The 26087-nt window shown below is 55.3% G+C and carries 18 protein-coding genes; 4 read left to right on the forward strand and 14 right to left on the reverse strand.

Features of this window, described 5'->3' with window-relative positions; all coding sequences use genetic code 11:
* Positions 1-704 precede the first annotated feature (704 nt).
* The 9 genes from KYT97_RS11945 to KYT97_RS11985 form a co-directional block, all read right to left on the reverse strand.
* Positions 705-1316: a dTDP-4-dehydrorhamnose 3,5-epimerase family protein gene (locus KYT97_RS11945; RefSeq protein ID WP_219112328.1), complete on the reverse strand. Its 612-nt coding sequence runs from the start codon at positions 1314-1316 to the stop codon at positions 705-707.
* Between the two features lies 1 nt (position 1317).
* Positions 1318-2190 carry a glucose-1-phosphate thymidylyltransferase RfbA gene (gene rfbA / locus KYT97_RS11950; RefSeq protein ID WP_219112330.1) on the reverse strand — a complete coding sequence of 291 codons (873 nt, stop codon included), beginning with the start codon at positions 2188-2190 and terminating at the stop codon, positions 1318-1320.
* A 49-nt stretch (positions 2191-2239) separates the two neighbouring features.
* The gene (locus tag KYT97_RS11955) at positions 2240-3337 is read right to left on the reverse strand and encodes a glycosyltransferase (protein ID WP_219112331.1); all 1098 of its coding nucleotides are present in this window, start codon (positions 3335-3337) and stop codon (positions 2240-2242) included.
* Between the two features lie 43 nt (positions 3338-3380).
* Positions 3381-4502 carry a glycosyltransferase gene (locus KYT97_RS11960; RefSeq protein WP_219112333.1) on the reverse strand — a complete coding sequence of 374 codons (1122 nt, stop codon included), beginning with the start codon at positions 4500-4502 and terminating at the stop codon, positions 3381-3383.
* Between the two features lie 2 nt (positions 4503-4504).
* The gene (locus KYT97_RS11965) at positions 4505-5656 is read right to left on the reverse strand and encodes a glycosyltransferase family protein (protein WP_219112334.1); all 1152 of its coding nucleotides are present in this window, start codon (positions 5654-5656) and stop codon (positions 4505-4507) included.
* Positions 5657-5908: 252 nt separating this feature from the next.
* Positions 5909-7438 (reverse strand): lipopolysaccharide biosynthesis protein, encoded by a 1530-nt coding sequence (locus KYT97_RS11970; protein ID WP_219112336.1) that lies wholly within the window; start codon positions 7436-7438, stop codon positions 5909-5911.
* A 127-nt stretch (positions 7439-7565) separates the two neighbouring features.
* Positions 7566-8768: a polysaccharide pyruvyl transferase family protein gene (locus KYT97_RS11975; protein WP_219112337.1), complete on the reverse strand. Its 1203-nt coding sequence runs from the start codon at positions 8766-8768 to the stop codon at positions 7566-7568.
* Positions 8769-8879: 111 nt separating this feature from the next.
* Entirely contained in the window at positions 8880-10199 is a 1320-nt protein-coding gene (locus KYT97_RS11980; protein WP_219112339.1) for a UDP-glucose dehydrogenase family protein, read from the reverse strand.
* Between the two features lie 100 nt (positions 10200-10299).
* On the reverse strand, positions 10300-11790 hold the full coding sequence (locus KYT97_RS11985) for a sugar transferase (RefSeq protein ID WP_219112915.1): 1491 nt from the start codon (positions 11788-11790) through the stop codon (positions 10300-10302).
* A gap of 1128 nt (positions 11791-12918) precedes the next feature.
* On the opposite strand from KYT97_RS11985, the gene KYT97_RS11990 reads away from it, so the two are divergent.
* Entirely contained in the window at positions 12919-14400 is a 1482-nt protein-coding gene (locus KYT97_RS11990) for a hypothetical protein (protein ID WP_245006084.1), read from the forward strand.
* Positions 14394-15848 (forward strand): glycosyltransferase, encoded by a 1455-nt coding sequence (locus KYT97_RS11995; protein WP_219112341.1) that lies wholly within the window; start codon positions 14394-14396, stop codon positions 15846-15848. Before KYT97_RS11990 ends, KYT97_RS11995 begins: the two co-directional genes overlap by 7 nt.
* A gap of 65 nt (positions 15849-15913) precedes the next feature.
* Here KYT97_RS11995 and KYT97_RS12000 read toward each other — a convergent pair whose 3' ends face one another.
* The 4 genes from KYT97_RS12000 to KYT97_RS12015 all read right to left on the reverse strand — a co-directional run bounded on the left by KYT97_RS12000 (position 15914) and on the right by KYT97_RS12015 (position 22014).
* On the reverse strand, positions 15914-16831 hold the full coding sequence (locus KYT97_RS12000; RefSeq protein ID WP_095887964.1) for a UTP--glucose-1-phosphate uridylyltransferase: 918 nt from the start codon (positions 16829-16831) through the stop codon (positions 15914-15916).
* 268 nt (positions 16832-17099) lie between these two features.
* Positions 17100-18233 (reverse strand): cellulase family glycosylhydrolase, encoded by a 1134-nt coding sequence (locus KYT97_RS12005; protein ID WP_051730636.1) that lies wholly within the window; start codon positions 18231-18233, stop codon positions 17100-17102.
* Between the two features lie 83 nt (positions 18234-18316).
* Positions 18317-20053, reverse strand: coding sequence for an ABC transporter (locus KYT97_RS12010; protein ID WP_245006085.1), 1737 nt, complete (start codon positions 20051-20053; stop codon positions 18317-18319).
* Positions 20050-22014 carry a hypothetical protein gene (locus tag KYT97_RS12015; RefSeq protein ID WP_219112343.1) on the reverse strand — a complete coding sequence of 655 codons (1965 nt, stop codon included), beginning with the start codon at positions 22012-22014 and terminating at the stop codon, positions 20050-20052. Before KYT97_RS12015 ends, KYT97_RS12010 begins: the two co-directional genes overlap by 4 nt.
* Before the next feature lie 1804 nt (positions 22015-23818).
* On the opposite strand from KYT97_RS12015, the gene KYT97_RS12020 reads away from it, so the two are divergent.
* A complete protein-coding gene (locus KYT97_RS12020) occupies positions 23819-24145 on the forward strand; it encodes an SGNH/GDSL hydrolase family protein (protein WP_219112344.1) in 327 nt (108 codons plus the stop codon).
* Positions 24146-24163: 18 nt separating this feature from the next.
* Positions 24164-24664, forward strand: a complete 501-nt coding sequence (locus tag KYT97_RS12025; protein WP_219112345.1) for a hypothetical protein — start codon at positions 24164-24166, stop codon at positions 24662-24664.
* Here KYT97_RS12025 and KYT97_RS12030 read toward each other — a convergent pair.
* Positions 24648-25997 (reverse strand): O-antigen ligase family protein, encoded by a 1350-nt coding sequence (locus KYT97_RS12030; RefSeq protein WP_219112347.1) that lies wholly within the window; start codon positions 25995-25997, stop codon positions 24648-24650. The genes KYT97_RS12025 and KYT97_RS12030 overlap by 17 nt on opposite strands.
* Between the last annotated feature and the right edge of the window lie 90 nt (positions 25998-26087).

Below are 26087 nucleotides of genomic sequence, written 5' to 3' on the forward strand. Positions count from 1 at the left end.
GAGCTACTCGCCATGGGGTCCCGCGTCACGATATGCCTAACAAGGTGACCAGCCAATCCTTTACATAAAGGCCCAAAATGGAGGAACGGCTACTGCGCAGTCAGCACATTCACCACAATCTATTTTGGTGAAACGGACTGCCAACGTTGGCAGAATGCAATTACGCTGCCAGCAGCCATGAGGACGCGGCGTCGATTCATAAGATGTCCCAATGAATCGACGCCGCAAGTACCACATTTCCTGACGTGCGCGCCTGGTTCCGCGATAAGGTTCGGACCCTACTGCAATTCCGTGAGAACATTCAGGAATTTGTCGATAAAGAGCTTCCTCCCCGGACATGAATTATCACGGCGAACAGCAAATTAACGTCGCTAACTCCCTCCGGACCGCACAATTCTGCGACCTCGGCCTTCAATCCAGCACAGTGGAGGCCCTATCTATCCGTGTTTTTCCACATTGCTTGCTGGCATTCTCAATTGCAAATTAATACCGGCCTTCGTGGGCAACCGCGGGAATCATCCATCCTCCAGATGATCAAGTTTCGGGAACAAAAACCAAACCGACAACGAACTTCCACCGTCAATGTCAGCTTTACACGCGAACACTCTCAGCTTTACACACGAATCAGTCTGAAATGCCAGACCTGCTGAAACGCCGTCTCCGAATGCGTGCGACTAACGAGTTCTCTGAAAGCCGGCGTCGACTTATCCGACTGGGGAACCTGTGTACCGATTGTCGAATCTCGGCAAAAATCCAGCCTTGAGCGCATGAGCGAGCGTAGGCGCGGATTTGTCCTTATCTGAGAGCTGGTAGCTCAGGGCACTCCCATCTCGGGCATGGGTGGGCCAGTCGATTGCCAGCTCAGCATCTAGCGGATTCAGATCCCGATCGAGTGAGGGGGTGTATTCGATCGAGCACAGGTACATCACGGTCGAATTGTCTTCGAGCGACAGGATTGCATGCCCAAGCCCTTCACTCAAATACACCGCACGACGGTCTACGTCATCGATCAGCACGCTGTCCCACTGGCCGAATGTCGGGGATCCAACACGTAAGTCGACGATGACGTCGAGAAACGCACCCTTCGTGCAGGTGACATATTTTGCCTGCCCGGGTGGTGTGTCAGTGAAGTGAATCCCTCGTAGAACCCCAGCAGCGGAGACCGAGCAGTTCGCCTGCTGTAAGTCCAACGGACGTCCGGTCACCTCCTGAAAGGCAGAGGACTTGAACCATTCGAAGAAGACGCCGCGGTCATCGCCGAACTGACGGGGGGTGTACTCCCACGCGCCGGCAATCTTCAGCTCGCGAAAACTCATACTATTCACTATTCCCATCGAGGAGGTCGAGGAGGTACTGGCCGTACCCGGACTTGATCAGCTTCTCGGCTCGTTCGCGGAGCTCGTCGTCACTGATGAAACCGCGACGCCAGGAAACTTCCTCGGGTGCACCAATTTTCAGGCCCTGTCGCTGTTCGATGGTGCGCACGTAGTTAGAGGCATCAAGCAAGGAATCAAAGGTGCCAGTATCGAGCCAGGCGGTACCACGAGGCAGAACCTCGACCTGAAGCCGACCCGCCTCGAGGTAATGACGATTGACGTCGGTGATCTCGTACTCGCCACGCTCCGACGGTTGCAAGTCTCGGGCAATGGAAATGACATCGTTGTCGTAGAAGTACATCCCAGGGACCGCAAAGTTCGACTTTGGCACCTTCGGCTTCTCCTCGAGCGAGATAGCCTTACCTACAGCGTCGAATTCGATGACGCCGTACGCGGAGGGGTCCGATACCTGGTACGCAAAGACAGCTCCGCCAGCGATGTCGCCAAAACGGTTCAACTGCGCGCCCAGGCCCGGGCCGTAGAAGATGTTGTCGCCCAGGACAAGTGCTGCTCCCTCGTTGCCGATGTGGTCGGCACCCAGAACAAAGGCCTGCGCGAGTCCGTTTGGCTCCTGCTGAACGCGGTAGGTGAGGTTGATGCCGAACTGCGAGCCGTCGCCGAGCAGTCGCTCGAACTGATCCGCATCTTGTGGCGTCGTTATAATCAGGATATCGCGGATGTTCGCGAGGATCAGTGTCGACAGCGGGTAGTAGATCATAGGCTTGTCGTAGACAGGCACGAGCTGCTTACTGATACCCATCGTGATCGGATGAAGACGCGAACCCGTGCCCCCAGCTAGAATAATTCCCCGCATCGTCAACCTCTCAATCGTTTGTAGGAACCTAATCTAAAACTAAGATCGCCTAAGAGATAGCCTCTTTTAGCAAATCTTGATACCCGAGACAAACAGACTCCCAACTATAATATTTTGCAGCTCGCACCTTCGCCGCTGAACCCAATCTGGCCTGCAGTGTTTTGTCCGAGATAAGGGATCTGATTGAGTCCGTGATTTGTTCACTGTTGGGGGCAGCGAAAAGTGCACAGTCACCAAGCACTTCCCTATTGAATATCGTGTCGCGCGCGACGATTGGCGCGCCACAAGCCATCGCTTGAACCAAGGCGGGGTTCGTGCCGCCCACGCTGTGCCCATGAAAATATGCACCGGCATGCTGCCACAACGAGAACAGCAACCGATCATCGCTGACATGTCCATACCAATGAACACGATCGTTCGATCTCTGCAGTGATTCCGCTCGTTCATCAAATTCACCACCGTAGCCACTGCTGCCCACAATAACCACATCTACTTCATTCGCTAAGTTCTCCGCAGCATCAAAGAATTCTTCTACAGTATTTTCCGGAACGAACCTAGCGACCATCAGTACGTAGCGACCGGAATTAAGTCCATCAGGTGTCGGTAGTGGACCGGGGTCTTCGCCGCCGTAGGGAATCACTGTTCCGCTTCGCCCGAAGGAGGCTTCCCACCGACCGGCAATACCTTCTGCATCGTAGAGGAGATGGTCTGCGAATCTGGCGGTCAAAGACGCACCCATCCTAAACGCTGCCTTCGCTGACTTACCCCATTTCGCACGCTCCCATTCAATTCCATCAACGTTGACCACTGACGGGATTCCACGCGCTTTCAGCATCGGCAACCAATAGCCATTGGCCACATTCATAACAAGCGCCACGTCAGGCTTATTCTTGGCCGCAGAGATAGTCGAGGACAGACCGAACGACAACGTACTCAGCGACTTCGATTCAAGACCCCATGTGAGCACTGACTTGACGTCCAAGTCTCGCGCAGGGTCATCGGGCTTTACCGCGCCCCCCCTACCGTAGACGGTGACATCCCAGCCTTCTGAAACAAGGTACGGAGCCAATCGACGTACCAAAGTCTCAAAACCGCCATAATAACTCGGGTATCCCCTCGTCCCGATAATTGCTACCGACCTGCTCATCAGTTCCACTTTTCTCGAATTTTCGTTCTAAACTGGTTAGTTTTCATCTAATGGCGTCCAAGGAGCCAAGCAACTGAATCGCCTTGTCCTCCCAGGTATGCTCACTCGGTATGACTCCCGTTTTTCGAATAACCCGGTCTCCGTAGTCCGCGCACTGCCTCAACCAATCTGTATGTTCGCTCGAAGGTAGGACACAGACATGATCGAGACCTCGATCGCCCGCACCAATAAGTGGGGTCGACAGTACGGGCAGGTGAGCAGCCCTATACTCGTAAGTTTTAATGATGTCACCCCCAATCTCAAATTTCCCGACCCGATGCGGAACCCAGCCAATATCAAAACTAGTCAACAGATTCGGAACATCACGGTAGTGAACGTCACCGAGCAATTCAATGTTGTTCATCGACTTCAGCGGCGCAAGATATTCTCGGTCCAAAATCGGACCGGCGAAAATGAATCTAAAGCCCGGCAGAGACGATGCTGCTTCGATCACAAGATCGAGATCCACTCGCCTTCCGATCTTGCCGACATAACCGACCGTCGTCTTCCCCTCAGCCTTCGAATGTGTGATAAATCGATCTGGATCGCAGCCATTGGTCATTAGTACAGCATCAGAACGGCCGAATCGCTTAGCAAGCGCCAGAGTGCCCTCCGAGTTGGCAGTGACAATTGTCGCTTCTCCCAGAGATCTTCTATATGCTTCCTCCACAGAAGCCGCGATAGACTCAAATGCGTAGTGAATTGACCAGTCGTCGAGCAAGTCAACCACAACTCGACGACGCGAATTGAAAATCTCTGAACCAACATTTGACAGGCTTACCATCGGATTCCAGACAATCGCCGGCGTCGTGGGCGTGCCAGGCAAATTGGGGTACGAATTAAGTGACTGCAACCACCAAGATCGACGGTCTCGAAGGTTAGGGAAACGCCAAGAATAGCTATCGAACGCTTCGGTGTTGGCTGCTGATTGTGATGTTCCGGTACGCACAAGCGGTCGAAGAACCTGGGGTTCGGGGCGAGAAACGACAGCCACCGGACCCTCGGACTCTTTAAGCCGGCCGAACCACTCGATGAAATGGCCATCGCGAGTTCTATAACCCTCGCTAAGTAGCTTTTGTTGACCATGCATGGGGAAAGCGAGCACTGAAACAGATCGGTCGGTCACAACTAACCTTTCACCGACGAGAGGACGCTATCGCGCGACTCGTCGAATAGACGTTGCAGATTCTTTCCGGCAGAGACAGGCGTCAATTCAGACTCGTAGATCAGCCTAGCCTCACGCCCCAGACCACTCTTGTAAGCAGCCTTTACTAAGTTCACTAGGTCATCTACAGACGCATCGGATGGCAATTCTAGAAAAGACGACATCGCGTACTCGCGAACCGCACTCGTTCCCGTTGCCACTATAGCTACACCTGCCCTCATCGCATCGACAAGCTTTGCGGGGAACTGCATCTGCGCCGATTGATGAAGACTTGTTATTGCGATGACCGCCACGTCGATTTCTGCGTACGCTTTATCTAATGGTGTTGAAGGCGAGATCTCAGTCCAATTCACGTCAGCCACCAAGCGGTCTTCTAGGCCACAGTTTTCAAACGTGAAAAGATGTAACTCAGGATGGGAACGAATGGCTTCGAGGACGAGACTTCCACCCTTGTGAGCTCTTAGCGTTCCGTATACCCCGAATTTAATGGAACCCGAAACGCCAGGTTTAACGACAGAGTTCACCAAGTTATTGGGTGCAATACCCGTTGAATCCAATCTGACATGTGGAATCCGCGCGGAGGGGCCGCGGTTACTAGGGAACGCTGCCGCGACTGAATTACTGGCAAACGTAAAGCCATCTGCTAGATCAATTATCTTGCGTTGTGATCTTCGAATTACCCAAGGAAGCATGGATCTATTACGTAAAAGTCTAATCCGATTAAGTACCGTAGACTTAAAGAACTCATGAGCGAGGCCGGCATCATCATCATCGAAATCCGCAATCACTATATTTCCCGGATATCGGTCCTTGAGGTAGGCCACAACGCGTGCTAGCGGCGAAATCCCTTTGCATACCCACACTAAAGTCGTGTCCGCGGAGGCTGACATAACCGCGTCTATCTCACGTTTCCAATGCCGACCGATTCTATTAACGTCAAGGTCAAATTGACTTGCGCCCGGCCACAGCCTGCCGCTACCAAAAGCACAAACTTGGACTTCACCCAGTTCTTGCGCCACCAGAGCCATCGACAATGCCCGACCCAGCGCATTCGACGAAATATCATGGGACAAGACTATTGTCCTGATTGTATCCGGCCGACCGTTTACAGCCATTACGCGTTCCTCTTTTGATTGGAAGTCACTTCGGATTCACCCATGCAAACTTTTACCGACGCACCGATGAAAAGAAAAATTCATTTCTAATTCCAACGGCGACAATTCCCCTTCGCGGCTGACTCAAATAGACGCACCCGAGAACTACTGGGAAGGAAAAAACAACCGCTGGCGTCCCCAACATCCAAAAATTGTGAGGGTCATTGCTTGTCTTCCCCTTTACTGCACTGTCGGATTCCCTGACCATGATGCTCAAATTGCACCTCCTGAATCCGAATCGCTGACCGCTCCATTATTTAGACTGCGACGTTTCCGGAGTTTGAGGGCTGTTTCAAACTCACTTCCAATTGAACTTCGATGACAGGCCCAAAGAACAAGAACTGCACTCAATAAACACAGAATTAGTCCAGTTAGCAACGTTATGTACGGTCCAAAATTCGTGATCCAACCCAGCACTAGGTACGCGACGACCACCCAGAATGCGCAATGTAAGCCTGGTAACACGGCAGCCATTTGTCGTCGGTACGATAAACCAATTGTTCGCTTTTGTATTCGCATAATCAAAGGAGTTAGAATGAACCCAGCAGTCGTGTAGCAAACGGCAACGCCGTTAATTCCCCACTGCAGCCCGAATACAATGGCGGAAACCTGGACAGATGCGGCAAGCATACTGAATTTCAGTAAAATGTCAGTCCTGTCGATACCCATCAGGACTGGGGAATTCAATGTTGTTATTGTTTGCCTTGCACCCGCTATTGCGAATATGGCTAGAGTCAGAGCGGCTGAAGACCAGTCTGCTCCGAGCACGGCCTGAACCAAATCTTGCGCTGAAACTGCAATAAATGCCATGCTGGGTAACATTACGGATGATGTAATCAAGATAACTCGCCCAACAAGTCCATCGACCGGTTTGTTTTGATTGTGATATCTAGCGGTGACCGGAAACAATACTCGTGACACGATTTGCCCTACAAGCTGAACTGGAGTAGTCACCAGTCGGTAAGCGACCGAGTAATATGATAATTCAACCGGGCCTAGATAGCGGCCGACAAGTATATTGTCTACATTCTGCACACCATAAGAGAGAAGATTGCTAATTAGTACACGGCCGCCGTACATAAAGGAGCCACTGAGAAGGTTAAGTCGAAAATTCGGAAGTGGTGGCTTCACCGAGAGTATTAACCCTAAAGCCACACATGCATCAACAGCAATGACCTGATAGACAAACGACCAGTAGTTTCCCGTGGCCATTATGCTGATAATCAGTACGATTCCGCCAATGATCGACGATACCACATCGATTATTGCCTGAATTTTGAAGTTGACGGATCTCGCCAGAATAGCCCTCGGTGCAATTGACAGAGCTTTAAGTGGAAGGGCAACTGCGAACAAACATAGAACTGGTTCGAGCGCAGGAACCCCGAGTGCCCGTCCGGCGATCGGCGCCAGGGCAACAGTCAATAGTGCAATCGCGATTGCACTAAGAATATTCAAGGTCGTTGCGGCGCCGACAAAATTCCTGGTTATTTCTTTTTTGCTGATCAGTGGCGAGGTAAGGCCCTGATCCAACAGCAACGTGGCGAAAGCCGTATAAACGCCGGCAAGCGCAACAATCGCATAACTCTCGGGCCCCAGAATGCGAGCTAACAATATCGATGAAACTACAAGAAAGAACTGGCGCGTCAGAATTCCAATTGCATTCCAGAATACGCCTTTCTTTGCTACGTTAGATCCGTTAGATCCGTTAGATCCAGCTAAGTCAGCAACGCTATCCCGATTCATGAGAAAGGGCTCGATACTTGCACAGTATATAGTAAATTCTGTGCACAAAGATCTGATTGCTTATCATTAAGTTTGTCGCGATGATCGTCTCGAAATTCTTCAAATTGAACGATGCGCAAAATGCCAATCATCTTTTGATCTCAATTCGGCGTACCCTCGCTCCAACGCGCCCCGGTATCTGCTCCATAATATTCGACGCTGCTACTACCCGTGAGGGATACGGGATGTACCGAATGGCATCGCTCGTCACAGCACTTGGGCCGCTCAATACCGATGTGATTGATTGCCAATGCTCGCGGATATTAGTTCTACATCCTTCAATATTGACCGAATTCTTGAATATGTTGCTTTCCTGTTCCGCCGCGTTCGAACTGGAAATAACCTCCTCTAAGACCAAATCCCAGGAAGGAATTATTCTTCGTCGGGCAAATAGTTGACCAAGAAGACCGTCAAATTTGTGTTGCTGAGAATCGTCAGCGACGATGATAGCGGGGACCCCATACGAACACGCAGTGATAAATCCGTGCAGTGACGAACCCACGTATAAACTTGCACTGGCGATGATTTGTGCAACTTCTGTGACTGTTTCCGGATCTGCAGTGACACTGTGGTCCGTAGTCATATGAGAGGAGATAGACTTTGCGAGGTGATTGTCGCCATGACAAGCACCGATTCCGATCAAGTGCACCCTTAACTCAAGTGCATCAGATAATTTGTCTAACGTACTTGCGATCTGGGCAAGGTCACTCGAAGCGTATCGATCATTAACGTGAACTGCAATTTCTCTGGTATTACCCTTTTGAACCTTGGAGCCTAGCGCGTCGCGCAAGAGCAAAGCTGTGTCAGGGACTACTCGTGCCATTGATTTATTATCAGATAGATTCTGCAAACTCTGATTATCTCGTACTGACGCATACTGCGCCTGTCGAAATACCATTTGCATGATCGATCCAGTCAGAAGTCCCGTCTGCTTAGGGATACCGGGACTGTTGATAATTAGTGGGGCGTTATTTTGTGCAGCGACCTTTGCTGCGCCAGCCCATAGGCTTGCGTAGGCCGTCCGATGAACTGATTTGTAATCAGGCAGTGGCGTTCGACGTGCATGAAGAATGTTACCGCCAGCGACGATTACGGCATCGACTTTTCGCTGCTCATCTCGGAACTGCTTCACGCTAACGCTCGGCGGTACATCCTTGTAAGCTTGCCCTCCCACTGGTGAGACGTGGATTACTTCTGTAAATATCGGTCCGAGTTCATGGTCAACAATAATCGGAAAGAGGGAATCTCCATAGTTCTTTACGTCGAAGGTGCCGAAGCTAGCCAGTATCATTTTAGTCCCTCTCCTGAATTCCGATATCAGATGCCCGTGCCCCGGACTGACTCGCGCAGATCCAGTGCTCAAACCTCAAGCGCTAGCTTCTGTGTTGCGTCGGGTCGCAGATTACGGCCTACCAAGCCCGCGATAGGTCCAACCAGAGGCTCGCCAGAGCTTGGGGTCAAGACAGTTCCGCCCGTCTATCAGTGCTTTCGTCCGAACGACACCGGCAAGGTCTGATGGCTTGAGTGCCCTGAATTCTTTCCATTCTGTAAGTACCAACACCACATCGGCACCCTCACATGCTTCGAGCGCCGAGCTCGCGTAGCCAAGTGTGGGGAACAGTGCTCGTGAGTTGTCCATCGCTTTGGGGTCGTACACATTCACTGTCGCCCCCTGAAGCTGGATCTGGCCTGCAACGTTCAAAGCGGGCGAATCGCGGACGTCATCAGAATCAGGCTTGAAAGCAGCACCCAGGACTGCGACCCTGGCACCTAGGAGAGACCCACACGCTTCCCTAGCTAGTTCCACCATGCGCGTGCGACGCCGCATATTGATGTTGTCAACCTCGCGCAAGAATGTGAGAGCTTGATCAGCGCCGAGTTCACCGGCCCGAGCCATGAACGCCCGAATATCCTTCGGAAGACACCCGCCACCGAATCCAATGCCAGCATTGAGAAACTTACGGCCGATGCGCTCGTCGTGACCAATCGCGTCGGCTAGCACTGTGACATCTGCCCCTGCTGCTTCACAAACCTCAGCGATCGCGTTGATGAAAGAAATCTTGGTCGCCAAAAACGCATTCGCGGAGGCTTTGACCAGTTCTGCAGTAGCCAAATCAGTCACGACGAATGGGATCTTTTCCTCAAGCAAATCTGTATAGACCTCGCGCGCTACATCTTCGGCACGCCCCGGCCGCGTACGATCGACGCCCAGGACTAACCTGTCCGGGTGCAACGTGTCTTTGACTGCATATCCTTCTCGCAGAAACTCTGGATTCCACGCGACCTCAACACCGTCGCCTGCAGGCGCCAACGCACGCGCAGTGGCACCAAGTCGTGCAGCGGTGCCTACCGGCACCGTTGACTTACCGAGGATAACCGCGGGCTTTGTCAGCAGTGGTGCCAAAGTCTCGACCACAGCGTCCACATACTTCATGTCAGCGGCAAACTCACCCTTCTTCTGGGGCGTGCCGACACCAAGAAAATGAACATCGGCAAAATCTGCAGCCTCGGCGTAAGACGACGTGAAGCGCAGACGGCCAGCCGCTATATTGCGCTGCAGGATCTCTTCGAGACCGGGCTCCCAGAATGGGACCTCGCCTGCCTCAAGCTTCTTCAACTTCAGTTCGTCGACATCGACTCCGAGTACCTCATGGCCCAACTCAGCCATACACGCCGCATGCGTGGCCCCCAGATAGCCCGTACCGAAGACAGTGATTCGCATGCTCTCGCATTTCCTTTACGGTCAGCCAACAAAGAGTCGGCAAGATCTAAGAAGAGATTTCTTTGGGACAGCAGATTCCGCCTGGTCTTGGACGCCCAAATCAGTACGCACCATCGCTGGCAACTACCGCTTTCAGTGTCTTGGCGACAATCAGGACATCGCCCATCATCGACCAGTTGTCGACGTAGGAAAGATCGAGTCGCACAGTGTCTTCCCACGAGAGATCGGAGCGACCACTCACCTGCCACAGTCCTGTAATTCCGGGTTTGACGAGAAGACGCCGGCTCACTGTGCCGTCGTATGCCTCCACCTCGCGCCGCAGCGGAGGCCGGGGTCCAACAACGCTCATCTCACGTCGCAAAACATTCAGGAACTGCGGCAGTTCGTCGATGGAGAATTTCCGCATGAAGCGTCCCACCGCCGTGACCCGTGGGTCGTCACGCATCTTGAACAGAACGCCCGCACCCTCGTTGTTCTTCATCAGAGCGTCAACTTGCTTGTCTGCATTCTGAACCATCGAACGGAACTTAAGCATCGGGAATGGTTTACCGTCCAAACCCATTCGCTCCGACTTGTACAGGGCGGGACCAGGGCTGGTCAGTTTCACAGCCAGCGCCGCGGCGAGCAGCACCGGACTGATGAGGATCAAAATCATTGCGGCAAAGACGATGTCGAACGTTGTCTTCGTAAACTTCTGCGCGCTGTGATAGCGCGGCCGTTCGACATGGATCAACGGAAGTCCTGCAACGGGCCGCATCGAAAGCCTGGGGCCCGAGACATCTAGAATGCCCGGCGAGACAACAAGATCTACCCGCTTGGACTCGAGATCCCATGCAAGCTTGCGCATTCCGTCCAATCCCAGATGCTCGGTGGCGGTGACGGCGACGGTATCTGCACCGACCACATCAAGGGCACGGGTGACGTCGTGTTCGTCACCCAAAACCGGGATGCGCCTGCCTCCGACCATTATCGCATCGTTCATGTCGCTGTTGTGGCCTGGAGCGCAAACACCTACCACCCTGAATCCGTCAGCTGATCCACGCTCGAAGTTCTCTGCCAGGTTTACAACTGCGTGACGATTTCCCACAACGAGGACCGAGGTTCTGAATTCACCCCGTGCACGTCGACGGGCAATGATTCGGCGCCAGAACCAACGGTTGGCCATCAATGCGGTCATGCCGACTGGAAAAGCAAATGCCAGATAGAGCCGTGCGATGTCGATCTGTAGAAGCAGGCTGCCTATCGCGATCAAGCCGAAGAGCCGCACCGTGCTGACAAAGATCCGCCGATACTCTTCCGGTCCGCTCCCGATCACTCGGATCGACCTAGTCCGGAAGATGCTGAGCGTTGCAATCCACGCGACGATCAATACGAATGAGACGGCGGTGTAGCTGTAGTTTCCAACGCCACTGGTGCTTACCCCACCCGAATCTGCACCGAAACGGAACCACTGAGCAAGAAAGACCGCTGCGACAATGATAGCCGCGTCACTGACGGCCAACCGTCGAACGTAAGCCGCTTGCCATCGATGTCGCGAGGACACCTCCGACTGAGCGTCAGGCGCCACCGGTTGAACTTCCGGCACCACCACACGAGGGCTCGTGCGAGACCCTTCGCTTTCGTTGAGCGCTGTCACCGTGTCAGCTCTCCTTCCTGGTCAGGAAATTTCCGAATCAACTACTCTTCTGTAAAGTGCTCGAAACAATCCGAAATTGCCTGACCACCAGACCCGACTCGAGCAAGCGCCCCGCACATCGGTTTCACACTGTTTGATCGCATTCCGCGGCTGTCCGTTACGTACCATGCGGGATCTATTTCACCACCACCCCGCAGTTGGATCAAATTTACCAACAGCGCAGGTCGACAGCGGTGACTAACCTCAATCGCCCACTCCGCCCAAAACGGCAGATTGCCGAGCGCCCTTTTTCGTCTGTCAAGTCGTTCTTTTGCCCAACCGGCACATTTCCACTACCGATAGCAACTCCTTAGCAAATACCAGATCTTGCCCGCCTTGCCTACGTAGCAGCAGTGCGCCGACTAGTTGCCAGCCACACAAACAGCGGAGATACTCGCAGATCAAAGCCTTATCCGTCGAACAAACTGTAATCGCGACTGCACGAACGGAATACAGACCAAATCACCCGAGAAGTTTGCGACCTTTGTCCCGTTTCAGTTTTTGACCATTCGCGGGCGATAACTACGGCTATCCAGAAGCGAATGAACCGATAGCGCGAAGCCCAAACCGTGCGACACCGAAGATTCCTGCTGGACGATTGTCCACTTACGGTCGATATTATTTTGCTCACACGGGTGTCAAATCTCACGATGTGAAATGGCAGCGAATTCAAACCGATTTGTCGGCCCGCTGCCGGCAGTCACACCTACGTCCCACCAAGCCGCGAGATCGGACAAATCGCCTTTTATCGATACTCCAAGTTGGGGATACTGACCGAAAGTAACCACCATTCGGGACTTACGTCCCTAATGATGCATGCATTCGATAAGGGCGAATACACATCCGAGATATACATTCCGCTGTCGCGCTTGGACGCGGACTACAGCGTGTACAAACCTGATGTGAGGCAACAACCGGCCGGTGAAACGCCCATATCGTCCGATTCGTGCGTCGCACAAAATCGCGTAAGGTCAAAATTCGGACATACACCCGAAGACTCCCCAACGAGGTCCGCAATCCGGTTCGTTGACCAGTCACGCTCGAATGGGACTACACACCTTGAAGATCAGCACTATCCGCGCTGAGTCGGGAATTGTTCCGCGGCTCACGGTCCGTTGGTTGATGATCGCAGCAGCCACAATATTTGCGTTCTGGCCAACGTGGAACAACCTGTGGCGCAGCACAGTCGATGGCACCGCGATTGGGTTTGTATTTGTACTGCCCCTGCTGTGTGTTGTTGCGGCTGTGGGTACAGACCTCAGGCGGGGTCCCGAACTCCCGATCCATGATCGGGAAACGGACAAGATCGTTGGCGGCATCGGCTTACTCGTCGCGCTTGGTATGCAGGCTTTGCTGATGCCGCGATTCGGGGACAACTACGAGCTGATGCACATCGATGCGTTGGCGGCTTGGGTCTTTGTCTGGGGCGCAGCAGTTCTCATGTTCGGACTTCGCCCCGTCAATCGGTACTGGTTGATCTGGCTGACGCCCATGGTTTTGAGCCCGCTTTTCTACCGAACGTTGGCAATCGAATTGGGCGGTACTCGGTTCGACTACAGCGTCATCATGGTTGTTGTCGCCTCCACGGCCACCACCATTGCCGTCAGTCGAAACTGGCGACGAGGTTTGGTTGCCTTCTTGATCTCCATCGCCCTCGGCACTGCCTTGGTGTACTACTTGTCGAACCAGTTTCCGACGGTTCCGCTATTTCTGGTTCAACTATTTCCTGCAGTCGGAACTGCGCTGCTGGTCGGCGCTATCTTCTATCTGTATCAACGCCGCGGCAAGTCGCTAAAACCTTTCGATCGTCCGCTCCGCAAGCCGTCAACCAAAACCAGCGACTGGACCATCCTCTTCGTATTCGGCGTTGCAATACTGATCGCCCTCACACCGCTCCCCAATGCCGACGACATTCCGATTTCCCAAGGCCCGCCGGCCACTGCGGATCCTCGGTTGGTGGTGCCGGCGGGGTGGAGCCAAATCTCCACTGAAGAGTTCGATTGGCCGCAGCGGTACTTCGGGTCTACATCCACGCTGACGCGACAAACAATTCGCGCCGATACGCCAAATCCTGCGTGGGACGCTCTCATGCGCCAGCGCACTGTACAAATGGATGTTCTGCAGGTCCGTCGTGCAGCTACCCTCTCTGTTTACCCGAGCAGTGCAACGTACGAGTTGCAGAACGCGCGGGTCAGCCCCACTGTGCAGGTCGAACTGACGCGCGGTGTCGTGGCCGAGATGTACACCATCGTCGACGACGCCCTCCTTCTCACTTGGAGCAATCTCAACTTCATCTGGACCCGTGGCGACGGTGCCGCACAACGCGTCAGTCTCATCACCGTCGACAACCACGAACCGGACGCCTATTTCCCGGAGCCGAGTCCGTCGATGGCCTCGAATGGCGGCAATAGTCTCGCTCTGCTCTTGCGAGGGAAAAGCTCAACCGAGGACAACGAATCACAGTACAAAGAGCTCGGGATGCTTGAGGCATTGGGACGACACATCGTGGAGGCTCAACAATGGTGAATACCGATCTCCTGGTGCACGGAGACAAAGCCTCCGACGCATTCAAAGCTGCTGCCCTCCATGACGCAGTGAATGGTCTGCGTGAGCGCAAGCCGATTTCCTCTGCCTCGGTGGCGTTCTACCCCTGGCAGCGCAATGTCCTGTTCGCGCTTCTCGCGGTCGCAATCTTGTGCCTGATCTTTTTCCTCACTCCCAGTCTGATCACCCTCACTCTGCTGTGCACGCTCGGGTATGTCTGGACGATGGTTGATCGGCTCATCCTCTTCATGCGGGGCCTGGACGCATCGGCCATTATGACGATCAGTGACGAGGTGGCACTTGCCCTTACCGATGACGAACTGCCGCTCTATACGATCCTGGTGCCCGCCTACAACGAACCAGAGGTTGTCGGTGATCTGATCGCAGCTATGCGTGCCATCGACTACCCGAAGGAAAAACTCCAAGTTCTCCTCCTTCTCGAGGAAGACGACATGATCACCATCGAAGCCGCTGAATTGGCCGGCGTCGACAAAGTAGTCAGCATCTTGAAAGTCCCAGCGGCGGATCCACGCACCAAACCGAAGGCCTGTAACTACGGACTTCATTTTTCCACGGGCGAGATCATCACGATCTACGACGCTGAGGACTCGCCAGATCCACTTCAATTGCGCCGAGTAGTAGCAACTTTCGCTCAGTTGCCGGCAAATACCGCATGTGTCCAGGCAAAACTCGCCTTTCACAACGGCACACAAAATCTGCTGACGGCATGGTTCACCGCTGACTACGCCCTGTGGTTCAACTTCATCTTGCCCGGCCTCATGCGGAGCAACTCCCCTATTCCTCTGGGTGGGACATCAAATCACCTGCGACGCAGCGTGCTTGACGACATTGGCGCTTGGGACCCGTTCAACGTCACGGAGGATGCTGACCTCGGTGTGCGGATCGCTGAAAGCGGCTACCGCACTGCCGTCCTCAATTCGACAACACTCGAAGAGGCGAACAGCGACACCATAAACTGGATCCGTCAGCGATCCCGTTGGTACAAGGGCTACTTGCAGACTTGGCTAGTTCACATGCGCCAGCCGGTGAAGCTGTGGCGCGGGATCGGGACCGTCGGGTTCTTGCGATTCACCATCCTGATGGCGGGAACCCCCGTGGTTGCCGCTCTGAACACGATCTTCTGGCTTCTGAGCCTGGGCTGGATACTCGGTCAACCCGCGATAATCCAACAGATTTTCCCCAGCTACGTGTACTTCCCGGCCCTCGCGTCACTCGTCTTTGGAAACGCCGCTGTGATGTACATGAATCTTGTTGCGTGTCGCGAGACGCGGAATGCCGCCCTGTTGATTGCGTGCCTGACAGCGCCACTGTATTGGGTACTGATGAGCATCGCCGCGATCAAGGGCACCTACCAATTGATTATGAACCCGTCCTACTGGGAGAAGACGTTTCATGGTCTGAGCAACTGATTCTTCCGACCGCACGCACACAAACAACTCCGCCCGGGACGATGTCCCGGGCGAAGTTGTTTATCTCAGTAGGTAAGTTGCGGGTCTGGTTGGCGAAGACGCTCCTCCAGCCAGATTCGCAATTCCGGGCCGTATTCTTCGCGCCCCAGTGCATGGTCAAGTGAGGCTCGTAGGAATCCGCCCGGGTTTCCGAGATCGTGACGCGATCCCCGGTGCACCACGACGTGGACGGGATGCCCCTCACTGATCATCAAGGCAATCGCGTCGGTCAACTGCAACTCACCGCCCTTACCCGGTTTGATGGAGCGCAGGGCGTCAAAGATCTTGCGATCCAATAGATACCGGCCAACAGCAGCTAAAGTTGAGGGCGCACTGTGCGTATCCGGCTTCTCCACCATGCCAACGACCTTGAGAACGTCAGGGTTGTCGGAGTCTGGCTCCACGTCAAAAATTCCGTATGCACTGACTTCATGTCGCGGCACGTCGAATGCGCAGAGAACAGATCCTCCGCGCTCATCCCTGACCCTCGACATGGCCTCGAGCACCCCACCGGGATGCACTAGATCGTCCGGAAGCAGAACCGCGATGGCGTCCTCGTCGGCGCCGAGAACCGATTCCGCCAGGCCGACGGCGTGCCCCAAACCGAGAGGAGACTCCTGAACAACAGGTTCCACCGAGATCAACCCCGGCGCCTTTCGGACCCGCTCCAGGAGATGATGTTTTCCCGCATCCTGCAATCTGTTTTCGAGCACAACATCTTCCAGGAAATGCGCCATGACACCCGCTTTTCCGGGCGCCGTGACGATAACCAAACGTTCCACTCCCGCAGCAGCAGCCTCACTGGCGACCAATTCAATCCCCGGTGTATCTACCACCGGCAGAAGCTCTTTGGGAACCGTTTTGGTGGCCGGCAAGAAACGAGTGCCAAGCCCAGCTGCCGGCACCACCGCAGTCTTGATCGAGGATGATCGCACTGTAGTCATCATTTACCTTTCCTGATGCAGACTCATTCATCTACACGCCACTGATGTTTCATCTACACACCACTGATGCCGCGCGGATCTCTTCGATGAGTGCCTATCGGATTCTGAGCTGCACGTTGCAAACTACTGCGAAACATACGTCAGTTTTGCAATACATTACACCGGCTCCGCTTCATGAAGGAAGCTACACAATTCCCCAAAAAGCCGCCGAAAGAACTAGTGCCCCTGGGACCTTAGTCCCAGGGGCACTATTAGAATTCGGAGCTTCTCAGCCCCATTCGGCTTCAGCCGCGACAACTCCATATAGCGGGTCGTCGTAACCGATATCCATGGTGCATTCCGTCGGACGAGGATCCGGCACAAAGGCCCACAGCAACGCCCCGGCGGTGCCGGCTGTCTTCTGACCCGCAATCTTGTCGCCGATGTGTGTCGCCCGAGTTGCGAGAGGCTCACAGCTACCGGCCAATTCACCGATTTCGGCCACCAACAGCGGTTTTCCTGCCGCAGTGGCCTGGGTAATGCGACGCGCCAGTCCATTCCACTGGTCACCGGGAAGAGCAACACCATCAGCGCCGTAATCGTGGTACTGAACAACGTCGACGTAGGGCGACTCGCTGACGTACTGGTAATCGTCACCGCCGGTGCCACATTGGCCGCCGCCGAGAAGCCCAGCCGTAATCAAGGTCTTGGGATCGAGCGCCCGCACTTCTGCACCAGCCGCGTCGTAGAACGAGCGCAGAATCTGCGCTGTGTCGGACGGGCACGTCCTGGTCCACCAATTGCACGCCGTGTCGGTGCATAGGCTCGGTTCAGGTTCTCCCACCAATTCCCACGCCGCCAGCGACGGAGAGTCTTTCCACCTGGCAACTGCTATATGCATCCAGTCCTGAAAGCTGATCAGCGACTTCGCAGCGTTGGCGTCGAAGTCTTTCCAACCATCTACGTACCAGCTACGTTCCTTGAAATTTTCGTCTTCGCACGCTCCGTCCTGCGGCGAGAGGACGGGCAGGATCATCTGGTTGTGATCCTCAGCTGCGGCGAACACCGCGTCCATAGGTCCAAAATCCAGCTCACCCGTGAACTTGTTGATCGCCAAAGCCTGAAACAGATTGAAACGCGTCAGAGACTTTGCCGGCAGCGATCCAAAATAGTCGTCGAGATCGACCATCGCACCGCAACCCCAGTTCACCCCCCAATCTGTGGCGAGCTGATAGGCATTGAATCCTGTTGGCCACCAATCTTGTCCGTCGAGCTTCAATCCATCGACGGTGGCGGTAACGCGGGCTCCCGGTTGCGGGGCCGCATCCACCGTGCGTGCGGCCACGCCACTCACGGTGAGAACGGTAGCGGCACTGACAAGAACTGCGGCCACTCGACGCCACACAGACGTTGGAGGTTTCATTTTATTCACTCTCGGAGACATGTTTACCCATCGCTCGAACGCAGCATCCCCCCGCGTCCAAAGTGTCCCATAAATCCGGAGTTTTAGCCTCCCTCTTGCTTATTGCCCGTCAGCCGATACAGCCGCCAGTTTGGCGGTACCGTTCCCCCATCGTTCTCCACTTCGATGACCAACGCACCAATTCCACCGGAGCCTGTTTCGTACATGGTCGGATACCGTCGATTAACGGCGTCAGCCACTCCGCGCTCCTCGTTGGGAACGGTCAATATGTACTCAACTCCGGACTCCGACGGATTATTCAATATCTTCACGAAATCGGTGTCGGAGGTAATCACAAACTGTTTCGGATTATCAGACGCAGTGATGACACCGAAGGCCAAGACCGTATCGGTCAGCACCGATCCATCAGGCAGATCGAGGTCGTCGAGATAGTCGGCAATCCTGCGTTCTGCTCCGAAGGTCCGCAGAATCGCCTGTTCGGCGGCATCCTGGCGGCCTGGGATGACGACACTCGCAAGCGAGTGTTCCAAGGACGCCAGTCGCGGACTTCCCATTGCGACAAAGGTGACCGCAGTTGACCCGAGCAGTAGTACCAGCGCAACAACGAGCATGATCGACGGACCGGAGTATTTCGGCTGATCCCGGACCAACTCGGGACTGGCGGCACGCCCAGGCCTACGCGACACAACGGGCAGCTCGCGTGGTGAGATCAACACTGCCAACACAAAACACAGCGGGACGACAGCAAGATAGAAGCGCAGAAACGGAAACGTCGAGCCCATCATGTAGAGCAGGGTCTGTGCGCCGAGCACTGAGCCGAACAGCACAATCGGAACGATTACTTCGGGATCGCGCCGCCGCCACGCCAAGACAATTGCCGCGGCCGCTAGCACCGGGAACGCCGGCCCGAGTACCGCTATCTCCGTCAGCGAGAACATCATCCGGGTCAGCGGTGTATCGGCAGCTCCACCGGCCTGCTCGATAATCGCACTGTTGCCGTACACCGACGAAAACTGTTGAAACGCTTGCCCTGTGATCAACCAGCTCGAGGCAGACCAGGCAAGAAATGCGATGAGCCCCGGAAGCAACACAACGGTCGCGTCAATCGCAGCTGCCCACGACCGATGAAACTTATCGTCGGTGTCAGTCTTCGGAAATCTCAACCAACTGACCACGAACACGAGCACCACCGCAACGAACATAGGCGCAAGGGCGTCGTACCGGGTCAGATAGGCCAGTGCGAGCGCCAAACCGGCTGCGATCAGCTCATGCGCGTCGTCGTTGCGCATCCATCTGATGAGGCGGCGAACAGCCCAGATGACGAAGAAGAGATACAGCGCCTCACTCATGCCGTTGGCCGCGTACATGAGAATCATGGGATTGAGAGCAAACAACACAGTGACCACGATCGTCACCCATCGAGCGCACCCACGATCACGTGCAATACCTCGAATCTGCATGACCGCTCCGGCCATGAAAAGCGCCGACGTCACAGATGCAGTGATGTTCCAGCGCAACAACTCCGGAAACCAGTTCCCCAACAGACCCAGCGGAATCTGTGCAACTGCGGTTAATGGAGTGAAGACGAACCCGATTGCTGCAAAGTGCGGATCGCGACTCCACAACATTGCAGATACTGCAGCAACCCGACTCATTGCATCGGTGAAGATGAATTTGATCTCCGCGTTCAGCCACACGCCAAGGACGATGTACACCACGGCCACCGCGGTATAGACCCCCCACGGCAGTCGTTGACGTTCTTCCTCAATGGGACCAGCAGCGTCCAGCGTTCGTGATTCCGCTGGTGCGGCGACAATCATTGTGAACGGCGCCTGAAGAACAGCACGCCACCCACAGAAATAACTACCAGTGCTGCGGTGCCTGCTGCGATCAAACCGATTGTGGTGGAGCTGATGCCGCTATCGTCGTCGCTGGTTTTCGCCCCACTTACCGGTGCAAGTTTGACGCTGATGTCGAATGGATCGACGTCGCGAGGAGCAACAAGGACATCACCAGCCAGCCTTCCGAACCGTGCCGGATCACCTTCCAGCCAGTTCAGCATTTTGTCGACATCTACTGCGTCACCGTTAGAGGTAACAACAACGATTTCGTGGTTTGGAACCACCGCAACCTGCATGCTGCCGTATGGCGCATTGAACTGAAGACCGCGCAACCGCAGCAAGCCTTGATCGGCGGTTTCCATCGGCAGGTCGAGATCCACGCCATCCGGGAGCTTTCCGTCTGCAGCGACCAGCACCGCCGGCAACGGACTGGAAGCCGCATCGACAAACGACTGAACTCGCGGCTGCAACGGCAAGTAGCTCAGCCGCTGCATCTGAACCAGAACACGTTGCGCCCGAACAGTATCGGCAAAATCTCCGCGCGTGGTCCCCACTTCTACGATCGGCAGCATCGACTGTGGCAATGACTGGAAGCCCCCGGGATTTGCCGGTTCAGCGACGTTTGAGCTGATCGTGCTTTCCGGATCAATCGTCAGCGTCGATCCGTTGCTGCTCCCACATTGAAAATCGCCGGACACATCCAGCGCTGCCGTCACGTTCATCTCCCGCGTCACCAACTCGTCAGGGATCGTGAATTCGATGTCGAAGCGACCACTGTTATCCACTGCCCGACTGTCGAGACGCTGATCCCCCACGCTGAACGACAACTGAGCGCTTCGTGTACTCGGCATCGGAACATAGGTACCGATCATGCGCACGGTCACGTTCTTCATTGCTCGGCCCAATTGAGACTGGGTGAACGGCACCTCAACCTGGACGTGCTCGAGCCCTGACGACGTCAAAGAACCGAGTCGTAAGTCGCCGACAGGAACAACGTCGCGAGAGATTTCCGCGACGGCCTTGGCCGATGCCGTCAGTGCCTGGCTTGCGGCCCAGAAACCATTGAAGTTTGCCGCGAGCAGATTAACCTGCGGGACAAGCGATCTGTCGTCACCGGCCAAACGCAGGACAGGGTATCCACTGGGTCCGGCGACGAGGTCAATTCCGCCCTCACCCTCGGCACCAACCAGAATGTTCCGCTCGAACAGACCGGGAACGCTGCCTGGGAGCGACTGCCCGGCAGGTAGCTCGGCGAGAACCACTGCGTCTGGTTGACTGCCATAGCGATTCACAATCGATGTGCTGAGAAGCAGTGCGGCGGTCTGTTGTGCCTGTGACGTATTGTTCGCGAGATAGATCGTGGCTTTACGCAGAATCGGCGGAAAGAAGTTCGAGACCGTCGACGGCTGCGCTTCGGTGCCGTCGTAGACGATCGACGTGTTTCGCAGCGCGAGTGGTTGGTAGTTGCTTCTGTCGTAGCAACGATCGTCGACGGGAACGAGATGCCCGATCATCGAAACGGCGATGCTTCGATCGATAACATTCAGACCGGCAAGCGGTATCGAAATCGGCAGTCCTTGGCCAACTTGAGCAGCATCAAATTCCACCCGCGAGACTGGGCGGCCATCAGCACTCACTTCGATCCACCCTCGGCTGAAATCGATAGGTGCCGTGACGGTCCCGATGAGAGCAGTTGCAGTGAGGCCGTCGGGTACCGGTAGCGAAACAGTCAGCGGCTCGTCATTCGCCGCGAACACTACATCAGTTCCCCGGCCAAGCTCCTTGAGAGAGATCGCGCCGACGTTCGCCGCGGCATTGGACTCAGCAGCATTCTCGACCACCTGTGCCCCGGCAATTGTGTTGGACGCAAAGACCATGCAGATAGCAACCGCCGTCGTCATCATCAGATTGCCTCGCAGCCCGGTGAAACTGGGGACCATCTACAACTCTCCTCGGGATCGATCTCACGAAACATGAACGATGCTTCAAGGCAGAAGAGTTACGACCGTCCCACCCCAACGATCACATGATCGGATTAATTTCAACAAACAGACCATAACCGCCAATTGGTACGGTGGCTAATTATCCCGGACAATGAGATTTACCTAACTGCGCCGACTAGGCGCTAGGTCACGAAGGGATATGCCAAACGTCCCAGCAACCTGGACGGCATGTAGATTCACAGCGAGTTCACTGACGCTGCACAGGAATTGCGTTATTGCTATCCTTTCGCAATCCCTCGATACCAATCCCGACTGGCACCAGACGCTACAATCGTCACCTTGGCCCGAGCACAACTCCGCCCCGAATTCATGGCCGCGACTTACAGTCCAAGACAACTATCAAGAGCTTGCCTATACCTCGTATATGCGTCAGTTCCGATTCGAGCGCACGGCACAACGCGCCAGTCTCGCAATCGCACGCCTTCTTCGCGTTACACGACCGCCCAGATGTCGGAATTCACTAAAAATGTTCGGGCACCGCACTATTCGACTAGCTCACGATCCAAGGGCAAGCGAAGTGGCCACGCTTCGGAGAGGCAAGGCACTCTTCACCTTCGAGACTTCAACCGCCGCGTAGCCAGAGGCAATTCCGCCCCACACTGTGTCGAGTTCTCGATTCGATACTCTCGAACACAAACTCTCGTACAAGTGTCCAAGTAGCGACTTACGACGCATCCGCGAAAGGCTTGTGGCTCAATCAGTTTCCAGATAGCCGATAACCGTTGCATTGCCTTGCAGCGCTCGGATCCGCCGCCTCGCGTTCAGTATCGTCCTCAGTTACCTTGCAGCCAGAGCGGATTCACTACATTCCATGGCGTACCGACTGCAACAACATGCATCATGATCACGAGTGAAGTGACGCAATCCACCTTCGCCCGCCTGCCCAACCACGCAGTGCGCACCAAGGACGAACTCACTGTTCAATACGCTAGGACGGTTTGCGCGGCACATCGCCTGTGCAGCTATTGCGCCTAGTGGCGCTGATCAGACTCGCTCACTGCGAGGCCGTTGTGTTCTGCCAATTCGGCGTGATTGATGGCACGACCGAGCCAAACCGCTAGAAACGCGCCAGCTGTAATCCATCCAGCGACAATTTCGGTAATCCACCACATACCCGCAAGTGTGGCATGAGTTGGACAGAAGCAATGGTATTTGGTCCCGTTTTATGCAGGAGGAAGGTTCCCGGTTATCATACGATCCTCTCCGGGATGCCCACATTTTCGAATCGGGATCGCACCACTTCGAGTAGAGGTGTGTCTCAAGTAATCGCTGAACGATAAGGCGCGGATCGACTCAAAAGCCCGAGCAACCACCTTGGCGACGAGCAAGGGCACAACGCTGGTCGACGGCTGGGGATCTGGACAGTCAGGTGCGCACATCTTGCGCGCTTGGGATCTCGCCATTTGAAGACGGGCGGCTTTGTCACGATCCCGGCATCGGGGACAATCGTGGTCTCGTCATCGAACATGTCATCGCTGACCTATGCGTCGGTTAGCTACCACGGGCATTTCGCTGGCCACCCGGAACGCCCCGGAGTCTTGTCGAAGACCAACGCTGGCCGCTGGATACACATTCACCCCGGACGCAACCGGGACAGCTTTCTCGCTGGCAGTCGGCACAGAGTTCATTCCGACATACTCGATCTACCGCTACAGCCCACTGGTGGGGAACTTCTGCAAAAACAACAAGGCAATTCAGTGGACGATTGACGCTGCGAATTTCTTGCGGTCCTATGGTCATCATGGGGCACTATGCGGATGTTGGCGCAGGACCCGACGTGGTCGCGAAGATCAAGAAGTACAACGCCGCGATAAAGGCGGCACTGGGATGGCGGTACGTCGATCTGCATTCGGTATTCTCGCCGAATGGCTCACTTCTGCCCGAATATGTGGCGAGCGACGGGTTGCATCTCAACACTGCCGGAAACAACCTGTTGGACACCATCATCAAGGCGGCTATCGCGTCGATGAACTGGTTCCCAGGTAGGCCGAATCTGGCTGCCTCGCTGGTGGCTTCGTTCCGGGGTGACGACATTGCCGGTACCGAGGGCGCTGCGGTGAACACGTGAGTGAGTCGTGCGGGGTCCGTGGCTGGACTCACGTTCACGCCGACACCGATCACGCCGGATCTGCACGTCAACGGATTTCAGGGGCACAAGACAGTGGTCTTCGATTCGGCCACCACGAAATCAATGTCGAACGTCTGCGGATTCCCTCGCGCTGACCGCAGCGACCCGCGTGACGATCTTCAGTTCCTGTCCACCACCGGCACAGGGCAGAACATCATCTCGGGCCATTCAACGACGTATCACCGCATCTACACATCAACCAGCGCGACTGTGATGAACGCGTCGGGGCTCTCTTCGAACGAGCTGGACACTGGCGTGTTCGGCGCGATCGGCGACTGTTTGATTGTGGCGGCTCGCTTCGCAGGGGCAGATGGTTCGCTCGCCACCAATGGCACTACGGCAGTGGGACAGTTGACAGCGTCGGCTCAGCCACGGCTTCGGTTGGGCGTCAACGCGAGTGACACCTCCGACCGGGCGAACGCCGAGATTGCCGCTGTTGACGTTACGGAAGGCCCATAGCGACGACGAGGTCACCGCCGCCGTGGACGCTATGGTTGCGAGCCTTCTTCTTATCTGATTTCGCCTGGCGCTTCTCGATCAACCCAAGGCCGAGGAGCACCATCGCGAAGTAGGTAATCGGCAGCATGTCGATTGACGAGATGGTGAGACCCATTCCGATGATGACCATCGCGGATACGGCACCTAGTCGGGCCTGGTCCGAGGTGCGGTCAATGCGACGGACCACAGCACCAACAAGCCCTGCAATGAGAAGTAGCCCGATAAGCCCGCCCTCGACAGCGAACTTCAACAACATGTTGTGTGGAGTGACGTGGACGCCGCCAACAAACGCATCGCTCATCGTGTCGCCGGCAGATCCAGCGCCCCACCCATAGAAGATCGAGTCATTGAATAGCGTGAATGCTTCTTCCCACGAGGGGATGCGATCGAGGAATCGATTGTCTGTGGAGAACTCGCTGATGGATCCCACAGTGCCGAGCACTGCCTCGTCACCGCTCCATACGAGGGCGACATACCCGACGAGCGCGATCATTCCGGCCCAGGCGAATCGCCTCGTCACTACCTTCAAGTGCGGTGCCATCAGCAAGGCAACGAGGATCATCAGGCCGAGCGTGACGTAAGCGCTACGGACGTAGGTGAAGTACATGCACACCATGCCGAGCGTGCCCACGATGATCGCGGTTCGGCGATGCAGATTCCAACGAACAATCGCCCAGCCGACCAGTAGTAGGCCAGCGGCTGCGGCGTGGAACGGTCCAGCATAGATCCCCTGCAACCGGTCCTGGCCCTCGTAGACGGCGGTGTAGCGCCCGGCAGCTCGGAGAATCGAAGACGAGAGTGCGGGGAAGAAGAAGTTTGACGCAATGGAAACAGCTACGGCGGCAGCCGTAAATCGGATGATGAGAATTTCCAGCTTCGGAATCCACTGAGGGCGCATGGCACAGCCGAGTGCGAGGCCAGCGAAAGCCAGCACGGTTTTACGGAATCCGAGTAGCGCAGTGTTGAAGTCGGGAACGTTCGGATGGAACATCAGCAGCGCCCAGAATCCGATGACTGCGGCAGCCCAGCCAACAACAACACCGCCACGGCGCAACGCTTTGGGAGTGGCGATCCATTCAGCGAATGCGCCGACCAGTGCGAGGATCTGAATGATTAAGCCGAAGTTTGTGCCGATGAGCGAGCCGAACGTGAACGCCCCGATGAAGAGAACAATCCGACGAGGGAGTGCGTCCGCTTTGCGTGGCAGCGTGAACCACACAAACAGTGCAGCGGCGGCGGTCATCAATATCGCGCCGCGGGTACTGCTCAGCAGCTCAAGTGTTTCCTTACCCATGAGGGCTCCTAATTTCTGGCAGTCAGAGCCAACTACATGATTGAGTCTTCTTGGTCCGCGACCGCATGCTCGGCGGAGCAGAAGCACATG

The sequence above is a fragment of the Rhodococcus globerulus genome, assembly GCF_019334125.1.
GTDB lineage: Bacteria > Actinomycetota > Actinomycetes > Mycobacteriales > Mycobacteriaceae > Rhodococcus_F > Rhodococcus_F globerula.

Bases quoted from the DNA above. Each gene is read 5' to 3' on its own strand.
- KYT97_RS11945 (WP_219112328.1), bottom strand. From the start codon at position 1,316: ATGAGTTTTCGCGAGCTGAAGATTGCCGGCGCGTGGGAGTACACCCCC.
- rfbA (WP_219112330.1), bottom strand. From the start codon at position 2,190: ATGCGGGGAATTATTCTAGCTGGGGGCACGGGTTCGCGTCTTCATCCG.
- KYT97_RS11955 (WP_219112331.1), bottom strand. From the start codon at position 3,337: ATGAGCAGGTCGGTAGCAATTATCGGGACGAGGGGATACCCGAGTTAT.
- KYT97_RS11965 (WP_219112334.1), bottom strand. From the start codon at position 5,656: ATGGCTGTAAACGGTCGGCCGGATACAATCAGGACAATAGTCTTGTCC.
- KYT97_RS11970 (WP_219112336.1), bottom strand. From the start codon at position 7,438: ATGAATCGGGATAGCGTTGCTGACTTAGCTGGATCTAACGGATCTAAC.
- KYT97_RS11975 (WP_219112337.1), bottom strand. From the start codon at position 8,768: ATGATACTGGCTAGCTTCGGCACCTTCGACGTAAAGAACTATGGAGAT.
- KYT97_RS11980 (WP_219112339.1), bottom strand. From the start codon at position 10,199: ATGCGAATCACTGTCTTCGGTACGGGCTATCTGGGGGCCACGCATGCG.
- KYT97_RS11990 (WP_245006084.1), top strand. From the start codon at position 12,919: ATGGGACTACACACCTTGAAGATCAGCACTATCCGCGCTGAGTCGGGA.
- KYT97_RS11995 (WP_219112341.1), top strand. From the start codon at position 14,394: ATGGTGAATACCGATCTCCTGGTGCACGGAGACAAAGCCTCCGACGCA.
- KYT97_RS12000 (WP_095887964.1), bottom strand. From the start codon at position 16,831: ATGACTACAGTGCGATCATCCTCGATCAAGACTGCGGTGGTGCCGGCA.
- KYT97_RS12005 (WP_051730636.1), bottom strand. From the start codon at position 18,233: ATGAAACCTCCAACGTCTGTGTGGCGTCGAGTGGCCGCAGTTCTTGTC.
- KYT97_RS12010 (WP_245006085.1), bottom strand. From the start codon at position 20,053: ATGATTGTCGCCGCACCAGCGGAATCACGAACGCTGGACGCTGCTGGT.
- KYT97_RS12015 (WP_219112343.1), bottom strand. From the start codon at position 22,014: ATGGTCCCCAGTTTCACCGGGCTGCGAGGCAATCTGATGATGACGACG.
- KYT97_RS12020 (WP_219112344.1), top strand. From the start codon at position 23,819: ATGGGGCACTATGCGGATGTTGGCGCAGGACCCGACGTGGTCGCGAAG.
- KYT97_RS12030 (WP_219112347.1), bottom strand. From the start codon at position 25,997: ATGGGTAAGGAAACACTTGAGCTGCTGAGCAGTACCCGCGGCGCGATA.